Annotated in this window: 14 protein-coding genes; 10 read left to right on the top strand and 4 right to left on the bottom strand. The window is 42.4% G+C overall.

Translation table 11 applies throughout. The features are described from left to right. Window positions 1-2 precede the first annotated feature (2 nt). From BMW53_RS14600 to BMW53_RS14585, 4 genes are all read left to right on the top strand, one after another. Window positions 3-647, top strand: a complete 645-nt coding sequence (locus tag BMW53_RS14600) for a response regulator transcription factor (RefSeq protein ID WP_245749051.1) — start codon at window positions 3-5, stop codon at window positions 645-647. A 107-nt stretch (window positions 648-754) separates the two neighbouring features. Next, a complete protein-coding gene (locus BMW53_RS14595; protein WP_038554105.1) occupies window positions 755-1561 on the top strand; it encodes an ATP-binding cassette domain-containing protein in 807 nt (268 codons plus the stop codon). Between the two features lie 11 nt (window positions 1562-1572). After that, window positions 1573-2274 carry a GTP-binding protein gene (locus tag BMW53_RS14590; protein WP_038554103.1) on the top strand — a complete coding sequence of 234 codons (702 nt, stop codon included), beginning with the start codon at window positions 1573-1575 and terminating at the stop codon, window positions 2272-2274. Window positions 2275-2284: 10 nt separating this feature from the next. Then, window positions 2285-2944, top strand: coding sequence for a (Fe-S)-binding protein (locus tag BMW53_RS14585; protein WP_217642958.1), 660 nt, complete (start codon window positions 2285-2287; stop codon window positions 2942-2944). Between the two features lie 25 nt (window positions 2945-2969). Here the strand turns inward: BMW53_RS14585 and BMW53_RS14580 are convergent, their stop codons facing one another. Genes BMW53_RS14580 through mnmH form a run of 3 tightly spaced genes read right to left on the bottom strand, consistent with a single transcriptional unit; the run spans window position 2970 to window position 5293 of the window. After that, window positions 2970-3212, bottom strand: coding sequence for a VF530 family protein (locus BMW53_RS14580; protein ID WP_038554101.1), 243 nt, complete (start codon window positions 3210-3212; stop codon window positions 2970-2972). Window position 3213: 1 nt separating this feature from the next. Beyond that, on the bottom strand, window positions 3214-4260 hold the full coding sequence (gene selD / locus BMW53_RS14575) for a selenide, water dikinase SelD (protein WP_038554099.1): 1047 nt from the start codon (window positions 4258-4260) through the stop codon (window positions 3214-3216). After that, a complete protein-coding gene (mnmH, locus tag BMW53_RS14570; protein ID WP_217642957.1) occupies window positions 4217-5293 on the bottom strand; it encodes a tRNA 2-selenouridine(34) synthase MnmH in 1077 nt (358 codons plus the stop codon). The genes selD and mnmH overlap by 44 nt, the downstream gene beginning before the upstream one ends. 125 nt (window positions 5294-5418) lie before the next feature. Between mnmH and BMW53_RS14565 the strand changes: the two genes are divergently transcribed. Beyond that, the gene (locus BMW53_RS14565; protein WP_038554095.1) at window positions 5419-6642 is read left to right on the top strand and encodes a transaldolase family protein; all 1224 of its coding nucleotides are present in this window, start codon (window positions 5419-5421) and stop codon (window positions 6640-6642) included. A gap of 52 nt (window positions 6643-6694) precedes the next feature. Here the strand turns inward: BMW53_RS14565 and BMW53_RS14560 are convergent, their stop codons facing one another. Then, entirely contained in the window at window positions 6695-7741 is a 1047-nt protein-coding gene (locus BMW53_RS14560) for a M20 family metallo-hydrolase (RefSeq protein WP_038554091.1), read from the bottom strand. A 469-nt stretch (window positions 7742-8210) separates the two neighbouring features. Here BMW53_RS14560 and BMW53_RS14550 point away from each other — a divergent pair, with 469 nt between their 5' ends. From BMW53_RS14550 to BMW53_RS14530, 5 genes are all read left to right on the top strand, one after another. Then, window positions 8211-9449 carry a M48 family metallopeptidase gene (locus BMW53_RS14550; protein ID WP_038554085.1) on the top strand — a complete coding sequence of 413 codons (1239 nt, stop codon included), beginning with the start codon at window positions 8211-8213 and terminating at the stop codon, window positions 9447-9449. 359 nt (window positions 9450-9808) lie between these two features. Further along, window positions 9809-10156 carry a DsrE family protein gene (locus tag BMW53_RS14545; protein WP_051567479.1) on the top strand — a complete coding sequence of 116 codons (348 nt, stop codon included), beginning with the start codon at window positions 9809-9811 and terminating at the stop codon, window positions 10154-10156. A 361-nt stretch (window positions 10157-10517) separates the two neighbouring features. Further along, complete coding sequence (locus BMW53_RS14540) at window positions 10518-11765, top strand: competence/damage-inducible protein A (protein ID WP_038554082.1); 1248 nt, start codon at window positions 10518-10520, stop codon at window positions 11763-11765. Between the two features lie 104 nt (window positions 11766-11869). Further along, a complete protein-coding gene (locus BMW53_RS14535; RefSeq protein ID WP_038554079.1) occupies window positions 11870-14341 on the top strand; it encodes an AsmA family protein in 2472 nt (823 codons plus the stop codon). A 184-nt stretch (window positions 14342-14525) separates the two neighbouring features. Then, window positions 14526-15329: an SDR family oxidoreductase gene (locus BMW53_RS14530; RefSeq protein WP_038554076.1), complete on the top strand. Its 804-nt coding sequence runs from the start codon at window positions 14526-14528 to the stop codon at window positions 15327-15329. Window positions 15330-15595: the final 266 nt, after the last annotated feature.

The raw sequence follows: 15595 nt of genomic DNA, 5'->3' as shown, positions 1-15595 counted from the left end.
CAATGAGCAAAGGCCTGAAAATATTTATTGTAGATGATCATTCGCTTTTTAGAGAAGGATTGCGGTTTTTACTTTCAACCTGGAGTAGGGTAGAAGAAATTTATGAGGCCCAAAACGGATTGGAATTATTAAAAGTAGTTGAAAATATACAGCCGGATATTGTTTTAATGGATATTGAAATGCCCGAGCTAAACGGAATTGATGCGACCCTGGAATTACAAAAACTGTTGCCCGAAGTAAAAGTTATAGCCCTTTCGATGTATGCCAACGATGATTTTTACACCGATATGATTCATGCCGGTGCCAAGGGGTTTTTATTAAAAGACTCGAAATTTGAAGATGTGCAACAGGCGATTAACGAAGTTTACGAAGGCCGGAATTATTTCTCGCCCGCGATTCTTACTTCCATAATTAATACGATTAGCGAGAAAAACTCAACGGGGCAGCAGAAAGAGATTTCGAAACGCGAAAGCGAGGTTTTATATAATATCTGCAAAGGCTTGTCGAATCAGGAAATAAGTGATTTGTTGAATATTAGTAAACGGACAGTTGACAAACACCGCGAAAATATTTTATTAAAAACACAATCGAAAAACACGGCTGAATTAGTAATTTTTGCCGTAAGAAATGGCTTTTTTAAAGTTTAAATTTTCTCGCACTACGTATAAAAGCGTATAGTAAAAATACGATTATTAACTGTTTTTTTCACCGTATCTGTTTCCGACTTTTGTTGGTGTAAAATTCGAACAGATATATGGAAATCATTGAAAGTATTACTATTAAAGGAGGCATTGATAAAAAGGGAATGCCTGAATTGTTGCAGGAAATTACCGTAACACGCGGCGAAATAATTGGAATTGTTGGACCAACCGGAAGTGGGAAAAGCCAGCTTATTTCAGATATCGAGCAAATTGCGCAGAAAGATACAAGTACCCAACGAAAAATACTGATTAATGAAAAGGTGCCCGGTGAAGCCGAGAGAAATGATCCGCGGAAGAAAATGGTGGCACAGCTCTCGCAAAACATGAATTTTTTTGCCGATATGGCGGTTTTCGATTTTCTAAGTCTTCATGCCAGGTGCCGCAACAAAACCGGGGTCGATATCGATGAAATTATTTTTCTGGCCAACCAGTTAACCGGAGAACCCATTCACAAAACCGATAATCTTACCATTTTAAGTGGCGGACAAACCCGTGCTTTAATGGTTGCCGATGTGGCGGTAATAAGTTCTTCGCCAATTGTTTTAATCGATGAGATTGAAAATGCCGGTATTAAAAAACACAGAGCATTGGAATTATTATCAGGCCAGGGCAAAATTATTTTGGTGGTAACACACGATCCGGTGTTAGCACTTAGTTCCGATAAACGAATTATAATGCAGTGTGGAGGAATGCGGGATTTAATTGAAAGTACAAGTCAGGAAAAACTTGTAGCTCAACAATTAAACCGGATCGATCACGAAATTCTGGCTTTGCGCGAAAAAGTTCGTCAGGGAAAAATGATTGAATACATTGAAACAGAACTATTAGGCAGCTGTTTCAATTCGGCCTGTTACCTATAGAAATCGAAAAAATGAAACTTACTATATTTGCAGGAACTCCGGGAGCCGGAAAAACTGCAGTGCTGCTTCATATGCTGAAAACCCTTATTCGGCAGGGAGTTCGCCCATCAATTGTAAAAATAGATTGTTTATATACCGACGACCATGAACGGTTTTCGCAATGTAATATTCCGGTTTTACTTGGTTTATCGAAAGATATGTGCCCCGATCATTTTTCGATTTATAATACCGAAGAAATGATAAGTTTTGCAGAAAAAAATAATTCCGATTATTTGATTGTTGAAACCGCCGGATTGTGTCATCGTTGTGCGCCTTACACCGAAAACTGCGTTGGAGTTTGTGTTACCGACGCCACTTCCGGCCCTAACAACCCAATGAAAACCGGTCCGTTTTTAAGCTGTGCCGATATTGTGGTGGTAACCAAAGGAGATATGATATCGCAAGCCGAGCGCGAAATTTTCAGAGAGCGGGTGCTGGAAAGTAATCCACAATGCAAAATTGTTGACGCCAACGGACTAAGCGGACAAGGTTGTGCAGAGCTGGCACAATTGATTGGCGATAACAAAAAGGAAGTTACCCGGCACGAGCAATTACGGCATAATGCCCCATTTTCGGTTTGTACACTTTGTGCAGGCGAAAAACGTGTGAATCGGAATTTTCACCGCGGATTATTGCGAAATATGAATGGATTTCAGGAATATGTTGGCGAATAAAAAGCAAAGCATGGAAGCACAAATTATTAAATACTTACCGGGCTACAATTGTGGAAACTGCACCTACCGAAACTGCGATGAGTTTGCACAGGCACTAGTAAAAAATGAAACTAAGCTTTCTGCTTGTACAGTGCTGCACCAGGAAAAATTCAGGAAAAATAAAGTCGAACTAAACCTTTTGCTGAATAGTAGGGACGAGGAATTTTGTAAAGAACATAAAATAAAGGGTGTTATTGATGAATATGAAGCCGATATGGTACTCGATCCGCTGGATGGAGAAAACTCCTGTCGCGAGGTGTTGCTTCATTTTTCGACCGAAGTGCTAAACGTGGGCGATATTATTGAGTACCGTCCTCTCGGATGCCCGGTGGTTCATTATGCAAAAATTCTGGAAAAGGAAAATAGTTTATTAACGGTTCATATTATTGGTCCTTGTAAGCGGATCGATGATAATTTAAGCTATAGGAGTCTGGGGCCATGTATGGTTATTGCTTTCGAAGGAAAAGTGGCCGGTACAAATGTGGCCGTTGGGCAAACGGTACGTTTTTTACCCAATCATTGTATGATGCAAAAAATACATTCCGGAGTAATTGTAAACCTCGAAGCCAACAAAATCCGAATTGAATGTATTGATTTAAAGGTATGGGCTCCGCCGGTAGTGGCCGTTTAAACTTATAATTTAAAGGGTACTCTGCTTATTTTTCTACCGTTTCAACATAAAGCTGTTCCACCTTTTCGCGTGCCCAGGGAGTTTTGCGTAAAAATTTCAGGCTCGATTTTAAGCTGGGATTATTCCGGAACGAATTGATGCGGATGATATCTCCTAACTCCTCCCATCCGTAGTAGCTTACCAGGTACACTAAAATGGCCTCAAGAGTTTTCCCATGCAACGGATTGTTGGGTTGCTTTTGAGGCGTTTTATTTGAATTTTTTTCCATATTAAACTACCGTTATAAGTTTATCCTGTTTTTCAGTTAATTGGCCGAATGGAGTAGCCCGGATATTGAATTTTGCCAAACACGCTTCCACTTCCGAAAGTGCTTCCGGCTCAACAGCCAGTAACAAACCACCGCTGGTTTGCGGATCGCAAAGAATGTTTTTAAAGTTCTCCTCTTTCATCGAAACGTTATGTCCGTAGCTTTCCCAGTTGCGCAATGTTCCGCCCGGAATGCAGTTTTGTTCCAGGTAAGGTTGAAGCATTGGCAGCGTTGGTATTTTATCGTGTTCAATGTGAGCCGAAAGCTTGCTGCCTTCGCACATTTCGGTAAGGTGGCCCAGCAAACCGAAACCGGTAACGTCGGTCATGGCTTTTACGCCATCGATTTTTGCCAGTTCAAAACCGGGTGTATTTAACCGGCACATCAACTCGGGAGCCGTTTGTTCGTGCTCGCTGGCCAAAACACCTTTTTTCTGCGCGGTGGTTAAAATACCCACTCCCAGCGGTTTTGTAAGAAGTAACTTACAACCTTTGGTCGCAGTGTCGTTTTGTTTGATGTTTTTTAAATCCACCTGTCCGGTAACAGCAAGGCCAAAAATTGGTTCCGGGCTGTCGATACTGTGTCCGCCGGCTAAACTTATTCCAACTTCTTTACAAACCTGACGGCCACCTTCAACAACTTCTCGGGCAATTTCGGGCGCCAGTTTATTTATCGGCCAACCCAGAATCGCAATGGCCAATATTGGTTTTCCGCCCATGGCAAAAACATCGCTGATGGCGTTGGTGGCAGAGATACGGCCAAAAGTAAACGGATCGTCAACAATGGGCATAAAAAAGTCGGTGGTACTGATAATGGCAGTGCCGTTTCCTAAATCCAGAACGGCGGCATCGTCGCGACTATCGTTGCCTACCAAAAGATTGGGCTGAAGTCCCATATCAAGTTTCGTTTCAAGAATGGTACTTAAAACTTTGGGCGATATTTTGCAACCGCAACCGGCTCCGTGGCTATACTGTGTGAGCTTTATATTTTTTATTTCTGATGGATTCATAACATTCAATAATTGCTTTACTAATAATTTTTGGAGAAATGGAGTCCCACATCAGGGTAAAAACCTCCTGGTGATCCCTGTTGCGTAGGCCTCTCAGGTAATATTTATCGTAATACAAAAGGCAGATTGTGGCCACATCGTAGAGTTCGTTTCTTTCAAGGTGTTCCAGCGCATTTTTAGTATTTAATCCTCCCAGTCGTTTTTTTATGCGAAGAATGGAGTCTTTCAGCATGGCTTTATCAGCAGCCGAATAATCACGAACTAAAAACTGTGCTCTTTCTTCCAGCGCAATATCAAGAAAAATCACCGGATGACTGCGCATGTTTTCAAAAAAGTTCATGGGAATATTTACTTGGCCAATGCGGTGACTTTCGTCTTCAATCCAAATGGTTTTGCTGTAATCCAGGTCTTTCCATTCCCAAAACAGGTTGTTTTCAAACTGCTCTATCGTTGGCTGACTGCCGTTTCCCAATCGCCCGAAAGCCGATCCTTTGTGATTGGCCAGTCCTTCCAAATCGATAATTTGTTCACCCTGTTCTTTCAGCGCATATAAAATATGTGTTTTTCCGCTGCCGGTATAACCGCCCAGAATACAAATATTCGCTTCTGTTTTAAACGATTCTAAAGCATGGTTACGGAAGGCTTTGTAACCGCCGGTAATTACATAAACTTTCGAAAATCCATTGTCGGAAAGGTGTTGGGCAAACGATCTCGAGCGCATTCCGCCACGCCAGCAATGCACGGCAATTACACCATTCGGGGCCAGCTTTTGCGATTCCGAAATAAACCAATTTAACTTTGGAGTTACGTACTTATAACCCAGTTCAATGGCTTGCTCTTTTGATTGCTGAACATAAACCGTTCCCACAGCAGCCCGCTCATCGTTCGAAAACAACGGAATGCTAAAAGCTCCCGGTATGTGTCCTTTTTCGTACTCGCCCGGCGAGCGAACATCAACAAGCGGAACCGTGGTGTTTAGCTGTAAATATTCTGAAATACTGATCTCCTGTAACATGCTGACAAAGTTATTCATTCGGGCAATATTTCATAAATACAACGCACATAATGTTTAAAAGTAGTTGGTAAGTATTGATTTGGCGGGTATAACCCTAAAATCAAATTAACGTAATGATGGTATAATTACAAAGCTAAACCATTATGGATGAAAGGTTAAAGGAAAAGATCAAACAATTTGTTTTACAAGAGGTAAATGAAACTAAAGTAAGTGCCGTTTCTGATTCTTTTTGGCAGGGATTAAAAAACACGGGTACAGAACTTTGGCTCGACACCGGCGATATGGAGGAGGCCGAAAAAAACTGGTCGGCCGAAATGACGGCTTTAACTACCAACAACACGCTGGTAAACAAGGAAATTCAAAAAGGAATTTACGACGAATTTATTGAGCAGGCCGTTGAAATTGTGAAAGACCTGCCAATAGAAGAGCAAATTGTTGAGATCGCGTTTATTCTAAATGCCAGGCACGGTATTCGGCTGGCCAAAAAGTTTAGTGGCTTTGTAAGTGTTGAACTTCACACCAATACCGCTTACGATTTCGATTCCATTGTTGATTATGCATTACGCTACTTCTCCATTTGCCCCGATCAGTTTATTATAAAAGTACCTTATACGGCAACCGGATTGCTGGGAGCGCGAAAACTGCGCGAACTGGGCGTGAAGATTAGTTTTACGCTTGAGTTTTCGGCCCGGCAAAATGCAATGGTGGCTGCCATTACAAAACCCAATTACTGCAATGTGTTTCTGGGGCGAATTGGTGCTTACATAAAAGATAACGAACTGGGAAGCGGCAGCGGAGCAGGCGAGCGAACCGTGATTTCCGCACAGCATATTGTTTCTGAATTGACCAAAAATAATGAAACACCTACCCAGTTAATTGCCGCAAGTTTGCGCCATTACTCGCAGTTGGATGCGCTGGCCGGAACCGATGTGTTTACCATGCCCACAAAAGTGGCTGCCGATGGAAAAATAAATATGGACGGCAACTTTCAATCAAAACTAAACGAAGTTTATCCGGTGGATTTGACTGATGAGGCGGCCAACTATTTCCCCGAAAAATTGTGGGAGGTAAGTGAAAAAGAACTGCAACTGGCAAAAAGTCTGGATGCCCAACTTCCTAAAAATGAAAATGAGCTGATCGACCGGGTGCATGAAGCAGGTTGTGGCGATATGTTTCCGTACCTCAGCGAAAAAGATTATAAACTGATTTACGATGATGGAAAAATACCCAATCATCAGCGATGGGCACAACGCATTGCCAGCGGCGAACTGGCTATCGATACTTTGTTAAACCTGGCCGGACTGGCAAGTTTTACAGCCGATCAGGCTGCGCTTGACGATCGTATCAGAAAAATAATAGGTGGCTGATTAGTGCTTGCTAGAAAACTCAGCCATTTCTTTGTCTTCTTGCAAAGACTAATTACAGCTTTAGTTCTTCCAGTAGCTCGATGTAGCGTTCAATTCCTGCAATAATTTCGCTTTTGTGAATGTATTCGTCTGCGGTGTGCGAACGTGCCGAATCGCCCGGTCCCATTTTTACAGATAGGAAAGGAATAATGGCCTGATCGGAGGTGGTTGGCGAGCCGTAAATATTTATGCCTTTTTCCTTAACCAATTTTGCAAACGGATGATGTGCCGAAATGCCCGATGAGTTTAATCGAACGCTACGTGGCTTAACTTTCGAATCAATCAATTGGTTGATAATTTCGGCGGCTTGTTTGTTGGTGTAGTGTTCGTTGGTGCGCACATCAACCACAAAATGGCAAATATCGGGAACAACGTTGTGTTGTGTTCCGGCCTCTATTTGGGTAACCGAAAGTTTTACTTTTCCGAGTACTTCCGAAACCTTATCGAACTCGAAATTACGCAGCTTTTCAATGTCATCCATTGCTTTGTATAAGGCATTTTCGCCTTCCTCGCGGGCCGCATGCCCTGATTTTCCATGGGCGTAACAGTCCAGCACCAATAAGCCTTTTTCTGCAATGGCGAGTTCCATTTGGGTGGGTTCGCCAATTATGGCAAAAGTTATGGGGCTAATCTCAGGCAGAACGATCTCCATTCCGCGCCGGCCCGAAATTTCCTCTTCGGCAGTTGCCGCATAAACAAGGTTGTAGGGCAGGTCTTCGCGTTCGTAAAAATGAATAAAAGTTGCCAGAAGCGAAACCAGTGGGCCACCGGCGTCGTTGCTTCCCAGTCCGTACAATACATCGCCTTCTTCAATGGGCGAAAACGGATCTTTAGTGTAGCCTTTTGCCGGACGAACCGTATCGATATGCGAGTCGAGTAAAATGGTTGGCTTTTCGTCCGAGTAATATTTATTGAAGGCCCAGGTGTTGTTCTCTTTTGTTTTAAACGGAATACCTTCTTTTTCCAAAAAAGCACGCATAACGGCGGCCGCATTTTCCTCCTCTTTACTAAACGACTGCGTAGCGATCAGCGTTTTTAACAGCTCGATGTATTTCTCCATAGTTTACCTATTGTAACGCTGCAAAAATGGGAAAAAAAACATAAAGTTGCTCAATATCTGCACAACAGTTATTTAAATAAGTGCTGCCCCATTTCAGGTATTTCTGAAATTTAGGAATTTTGTGGAGCGCCTTGTGTAACTTGTTGAAATATAGCGCCCTGTTGGGTTTTGGGCCTCCCTGTAGGTTGTTCACCCTCCCTGTCGGGTTTTTGGCCTTCCCTGTTGAACAGGACGGGAAAAAAGAGTACAGGACGAGCAAAAAAGTTAACAGGGCGGGTAAAAATGTAACAGGGACACTAAAAAAACAACAGGGACGCCTAAAAGTGTAACAGGGCGCCTAAAAAGTTAACAGGATTAGAGATAAGGGCGCAGGAGGGGCTATTTAAGAGAAATAGGTAAGGCCGAGCCTGTTTCGGAAACTCTTAATCTTCTGTTATATTTGTGCCTCACAAATTGAAACAAAGCAGCTATGCACGAAATACTTTTCTGGATCATTATCGGAATTCTTGTTGTTGATTTTATTTTCGAGAAATACCTGTCGTACCTGAATACCACGACCATGAGCGACACCATTCCCGAAGAGGTAAAGGGAATTTACGACGAAGAGAAATACAAAAAGCAGCAGGCTTATCAGCGCGAAAATCATCGCTTCGGAATATTAACCAGCAGTTTTAGTATGGTAATTACACTGGCTATGTTTTTGTTGTATGGCTTTGCCCTGGTTGATGGCTGGGCGTGGAGTTTTACCGGAAATGCAATTCTGGCAGCGCTTATTTTCTTTGGAATTATAATGTTCGCGTCCGATATTATAGGCACTCCTTTTGAAATTTACGACACTTTTAAAATCGAGGAGAAATACGGTTTTAACAAAACCACACCAAAAATATTTGTTCTTGATAAGGTAAAAGGATGGTTGGTAAGTGCTGTTATAGGAGGTGGTTTACTGGCACTGGTAATTTTTATTTATCAGCTCACCGGAAATATGTTTTGGGTGTATGCCTGGCTTGTAGTTTCGGCATTTTCCATTTTTATGGCCATGTTTTATTCGAACCTCATTGTGCCGCTGTTTAACAAACAAACGCCGCTTGAAGAAGGCGAGTTGCGCGATGCCATCAGTGCTTTTGCGCATAAAGTGGGATTTAAACTGGATAATATTTTTGTGATCGACGGATCGAAACGCTCGACAAAAGCCAATGCTTATTTTACCGGTTTGGGCGCTAAAAAACGAATCGTGCTTTACGATACCTTGATTAACGATTTGGAAACTGAAGAGCTGGTAGCGGTTTTGGCCCACGAAATTGGCCACAATAAAAAGAAACACGTGGTGCAGGGGCTGTTGATCGGATTGGTACAAACGGCCATTGTTTTGTTTGTTTTTGGTTTGCTCATCGACAGCCCGGTTTTAAGTGCAGCTTTGGGAGTTGAAGAGCCAAATTTTCACATCGGCATGGTGGCTTTTGGGGTGTTGTATTCGCCTATTTCGTTTTTTACCGGCATTTTTATGAATATGCTTTCGCGGAAAAACGAGTATCAGGCCGACCGTTTTGCTGCCGAGAATTATAAGCCGGAAGCGCTGGCATCGGCATTAAAGAAGCTGTCGATCAATAACCTGAGTAATTTAACACCACATAAAACCTTTGTGTTTTTTCATTATTCACACCCAACTTTATTGCAGCGCCTGGCGTTTCTAAAATCGTTCGAGAAGTAGGACGAAAATTCTCGCAAAGGCGCTAAGACGCGAAGATAAAGGTTCATGTTTCTCTCGGAGATTGCCTCGAAAATTTATTAAAGCATTATAGCATTGCAGCATTAAAGCATTTCCGCATTAAAGCATTTGAAAACTTAACCACCAAGTTTCACCAAGGAGCCACGGAGTTGCGCAAAGTTCCTGCCTATTAAAGCATTGCAGCATTTGCGCATTGTAGCATTTACGCATTAAAGCATTTCCGCATTCAAGATTGAACCTCCAAGTTTCACAAAGCAGAAAAGTAGAAGTTTGCAATAAAGCCAATTTATTTCATTGGAATAATTTTTCATTTACTTTTGTGCAAACAAAACAAAATTCAAATGAATTCTTTCAAAAATACACTCATTCAAATCACGCAGAACGGAATGGGATCAGGCAATGAAGAACTGGGACAGCTACTGGCAAAAAACTACCTGACATTGCTTTGCGAAGAAACAGAAGTTCCTCAAGTGATTACCTTTTACAATGAAGGTGTAAAACTTATCTGCTCCGGTTCTGAAGCACTTGAGCCTTTAAAGCTGCTCGCGGAAAAAGGCGTAAAACTGGTGGCTTGCAAAACTTGTCTAAACCATTTTCAATTGCTTGAAAAAGTTGAAGTAGGTATAACAGCAACAATGGTTGACATTATGCATTTTCAGAAAGTGGCGGAAAAGGTGGTGAACCTTTAGGTTAGTGCTGAATATTTTAACGCAGTAACACGTTACAAGCAGAAACTTTGCGAAGCTTTGTGCCTCCTTTGTGTAACTTAGTGTTTAACTCTTCAGTATCGATAAATCGTTAAATTGCACTCGCGGCTTGTAACCCGAAGCAATATGCTTTTTTACTTTTACTCCCGGCGCTTCGATCGGGATTTGGCTGTCGCCGATTTTCAATTCGTCTGGTAAGACCGTCCTCAACCTTTTACTTTTGCCTTTTTACTTTTTACTTTTACTTTTTACCTTTCCACATTGTCCTTTTGCCTTTTATAATGTTAAATTTGTTTGTCGGAAAACAGCACACAACTTTTGGCTGTACATTTAAACTAAAAGAATGAAAGCAGAAATTATTACCATAGGAGATGAAATACTGATAGGACAAATTGTGGATACCAACTCGGCCTGGATGGGCGAGCAGTTTAACCTGAACGGTATTGAAATTTACCAGATTACTTCGGTTCACGACGATCACGATCATATTATGCGTGCCATAAAAAATGCAGAAGCGCATGCCGACCTGGTGGTGATTACCGGTGGCCTTGGCCCAACAAAAGACGACATAACCAAACACACACTTTGCGAGTATTTCAATACCAAACTGGTTTTTCATGAGCCAACGCTCAATGCTATAACCGAGCGCTTTAAACACCGGGGCGTTGACATGAATAAACTGAACCGCGATCAGGCAATGTTACCTGAATCGTGCACTATTTTACCTAATAAAATGGGAACAGCTCCGGGCATGTGGTTTGAGAAAAACGACACCATTTTTGTGTCGATGCCGGGCGTGCCTTTTGAAATGAAATACCTGGTAGAGTTTGAGCTGCTGCCACGCCTTCGCCAAACCAAACGAACAAAGGCAATTTTTCATAAAACCGTATTAACGCAAGGCGTTCCGGAGTCGATGCTGGCCGAACGAATTGCGGCCTGGGAAGAAGCTTTACCTGCGCACATTAAACTGGCGTATTTACCCAATCCAATGGCCGTGAGGCTGCGGCTTTCCGCAATTGGAGATCGTGTTCAGGTGTTGAAAAGCGAGGTGGAGAGTGAAATTGAAAAGCTACAAAAGATAATTCCGGAGGCCATTTTTGGTTACGATACCGAAACCATGTCGGAAGTAATTGGTAGGGAATTGGTGAAGCAAAACAAAAAACTGGCTGTTGCCGAAAGTTGCACCGGCGGTTATATTTCGCATCTTATCACTTCTGTTTCCGGAAGTTCGGCCTACTACAACGGTTCGGTAACCTCGTACTCCAACGAAATAAAGGAAAAGTTGCTGGGCGTTAGCCGCGAAAATCTGGAAAAATACGGTGCGGTAAGCGAACAGGTGGCACGCGAAATGGTAGAAGGTGTAAAGCGTGTGATGAAAGCAGACTATGCGGTAGCAACCACCGGAATTGCAGGTCCTACAGGAGGAACAGAAGAAAAGCCGGTGGGAACAGTCTGGATTGCTGTTTCGGGGCCGGAGAAAACGCTAGTGAAAAAGTACACTTTTATTGGCGATCAGCGCGACCGGAATATTGTGCGCTCGGGACAAACGGCGCTGCAATTGCTGCGGCGAATGGTGCTTGGCGAGCTATAATTTTCTGCTTCGGTCTTCCGCCTTCAATCTTCACGCTTTTTTAACAACTTCTAACGTTTTGAAACGTTCTAAAGATGTATTTTTGAATCAGAAAACAGAAAAATATGAAACGAATTATTGTAATTATACTCATTGTAATTGTAGTGCTTTTGGGAGCAATTTTGGCCATTCCGGTGTTCTTCAAACAGAACATTTTAAATACTGCAAAAACCACACTCAATAAACAAATGAATGCAGAGGTGGAGTTTGCCGACCTGAAACTTTCGCTTATCAAAAATTTCCCCAAAGTTACGGTAGAGCTTCAGGAGGTGATGATTAAAGGTAAAGGAGAGTTTGCGCAAGACACATTGCTGAATGTACCGCGTTTTGCGGCAACCATGAATTTATCGTCGCTATTTAGCTCCAACCGCAGCATTGAGGAGGTGATTCTTGAAAAACCGTTACTGAACCTGGTGGTTGCTGAATCAGGAAACGTGAACTGGGATGTTGCTCCGGCATCTGCTTCGGCAGAAAAGGAAAATGCAACAGTGGCTGATGGCGAAGAGTTTCAATTGGCGCTGGAAAATATTGACGTGAACGATGCGCGTCTGGTTTACAACGATAAGTTGGCAAAAATGCGTGCTGATCTGGAAGACATCAACCTGGATATTTCGGGCGAAATGTTTGGCAATACCACGCAGCTGAACATTGGGGGAGTGGTTCGCAATCTTACTTATTCGATGGAGGGGGTTAACTATGTTTCGAATACTTCGCTGGATTTGAAAACTTTGCTTGATGTTGATTTTGAATCGATGCTGTTTACCATTGCGGAAAGTGAGTTGCTGGTAAACCGGCTGCCACTTGAATTGAGCGGCGATTTCAGCGTGCCCAACGACACTACTTTTCTGAATCTTCAGTTAAAAACAAAAGCTTCGGATTTCGAGAATTTTTTGGCGTTGGTTCCGAAAGACTATGAGGAATATTTAAAAGACATTACCACCACCGGCTCGGCAACGATTTCAGGAGGTGTTTCAGGATATTACATCGATGAGGATTACCCGAAGATCGACCTGCAGGTAAAAGTTGATAATGGCAATTTTGAGTATGCCGAAATGCCGGAGGAAATCAAAAACATGAGTGCCGAAATGCTGATCGGGAAACCTCAGGGCGATCTTGATTTGCTGAAAATAAACATCAATAAAGCACACGCCGAAATTCGTAATAACCCGGTTGATCTGACTTTGAAGATTTCGAATCTCGTTAGCGATCCCTTATTCGATGGGGCATTTGTAGGCAAAGTAAATCTCGATCATTTAAAAGATGCGCTGCCAATGGACAGCGTAAATATTTCGGGAATTATTGATGCGAATTTGTTTGCACAAGGTCGTTACTCGGATGTTGAAACCGAAGCTTACGATAAGATTAAATCGGATGGTGTTGTGCTGTTAAGCAACTTTGTTTACGCCTCGCCCGACCTCACCCAGCAAGTGGTAATTCCATCGGGACGGCTGGATTTTTCGCCGCAGCATATTAACCTTGGAAATTTCATGCTTAAAGTTGGTGAAAGTGATTTCCGTTTATCGGGAAAAGTGAGCAATTACCTGAATTATGTGCTGAAAGATGGCGAGCTAAAAGGTAACATGCAGCTCAATTCAAACTATGTTAACTTAAACGAGTTGCTTCGTTTGCAGGTAATGGAAGAGGATGCTCCTGCTGAAACAGACGACGAAGCCGTACTGGCTTTTGATGTGCCCGAAAATATCGATATCACCTTCCGTTCAACTATTAACCGTGCCGTTTTTAACCGCATTCCGATTACTGCTATAAAGGGTGAAGTTCGGGCAGTAGATAAAAAACTGATTCTCGACGGATTGGACATGAATATGCTGGATGGAAAAATGATGCTGAACGGATCGTATGAAAATACCGCTCAAAATCAGCCTTTATTTGACTTTGGATTTGATATTGCCGGATTTGATATTCCTACCATGTACCATACAGTTGCGGGATTCCGGAATCTGATTCCCGGAGCGGGGAACAGCACCGGAAAACTCAGTACAAGCCTGGGTCTGAAAGGCCGGTTGAGCCCACAGTTAAAATTAATTGCTGCAACAACCAACGGAAAAGGATCATTCAGCACCAATAATGTAGAAATTAAAGATTCGCCCTTGTTTAACCAACTGAGCGGCATTCTGAAAAAAGAAAAACTAGGGAATGTAACCATCGGTGATTTTACCGCCAATTTAACTGTTGAAAACGGCAGTTTGTTGCTGCGTCCGTTTACTACAAAAGTAATTGGGCAGGAAACAAAAATTCAAGGAAGTTTGAATGCCGAAAGTTTACTCGATATGCGACTGGATTTTAATGTTCAGCGCGAAATGTTTGGCCCTGATATTCAGAAAATACTGGCTGTATTACCCGGAAACGAAAAAATTACCATGTTGCCGGCCGGTGTTGTGCTGAAAGGACCTGTTGGCGATGCAAAGGTAAACCTCGATTTAAGCGCCACACAAAAAGCCGTTACCGATGCCACAAAAGACGATCTGAAAAATTCGCTGAACAAGTTGGGAGACGGACTTAAGAAATTATTCAAATAAAGGGTTACTGTTGATTTTGATGAGGCTGATCGCAGGCTGTATTTATCGTAATACATTTTTTATTTATATTTACAAAGGTTGTTGTATAATAGTAAAACATCAGGCATTTAGAAACATAAAAATGCATACTTTTGCAGCACAAATTAACTGGGATACCAGACAGCATTATCAATTAAGATATTAAATGAGAGACAAAGTAGTTGTAATTACCGGAGCTTCGTCAGGAATAGGAAAAGCATTGGCCGAAAAGTATGCCGCAGAAGGGTTTAACCTGGTGTTGGCGGCACGTAGAATTGAGCGTTTAGAGGCGCTGAAAGAAAAACTATCGAATGTGGAAGTACTTCCGGTAAAAACCGATGTCTCGAACGAAGAGGACTGTAAACATTTGATTGATATGGCCATTGAGCACTTCGGGAAAATCAATATTCTAATTAATAATGCCGGAATTTCGATGCGGGCTGTTTTGGAAGACGTTGAAACGGAAGTATTACGAAAAGTAATGGACGTGAACTACTGGGGCACCGTTTATTGCACCAAATATGCGCTACCGTATTTGCTGGAGCAGAAAGGTTCTGTTGTTGGTGTAATCTCAACAGGTGGTTATATTGGTTTGCCCGGTCGTACCGGTTATTCCTCATCTAAATTTGCTGTTCGGGGATTCCTGGATACACTGCGTGTTGAAAACCTGCGGGCCGGACTGCACGTTTTGGTTGTGGCACCCGGGTTCACAGCTTCCGATATTCGTGAAAGTGCACTGGTTGCCGATGGAAGCCAGCAGGGAAAAACACCACGCGACGAAAATAAAATGATGTCGGCCGAACGTTGTGCAGCTATAATGTACCGCGCCATTAAAAATCGCCGGCGTAAAATGATCGTTTCTTTCTGGGATGGAAAAGTGATTGTTTTAGTGGCTAAACTCTGGGCCTGGATAGTTGATCAGATTATTTATACCGTTTTTAAAAACGAACCCGATTCGCCCTTGAAATAGACGCTGGCTGCGAGTTAGGGCATTCAGTAGCCAAATAGAAGGATGTCATCTTTATTCATTTAAAAATCATTGTTGTCCGGGAAACCGGATCTAGTTTAAATTCATATCTCTAACTTCTTGATATTCAAGTCAGGTATTTTTATTTTTCAAAAGTAAGCCCCCTGTACTTCTGGGAATAGCGAATGTTGGTATTTGTATTTGTCTTGCTTTATCAATATGAGCCAGCTTTTCTCTGGGTTTTCCAGGAAGGCATATATGTTGATGTA

This window comes from Draconibacterium orientale, assembly GCF_900111425.1.
GTDB classification, from domain to species: Bacteria; Bacteroidota; Bacteroidia; order Bacteroidales; family Prolixibacteraceae; genus Draconibacterium; species Draconibacterium orientale.
Note: the sequence above shows the minus strand (reverse complement) of the source record. Positions and strands in the feature narration are given on the sequence as shown.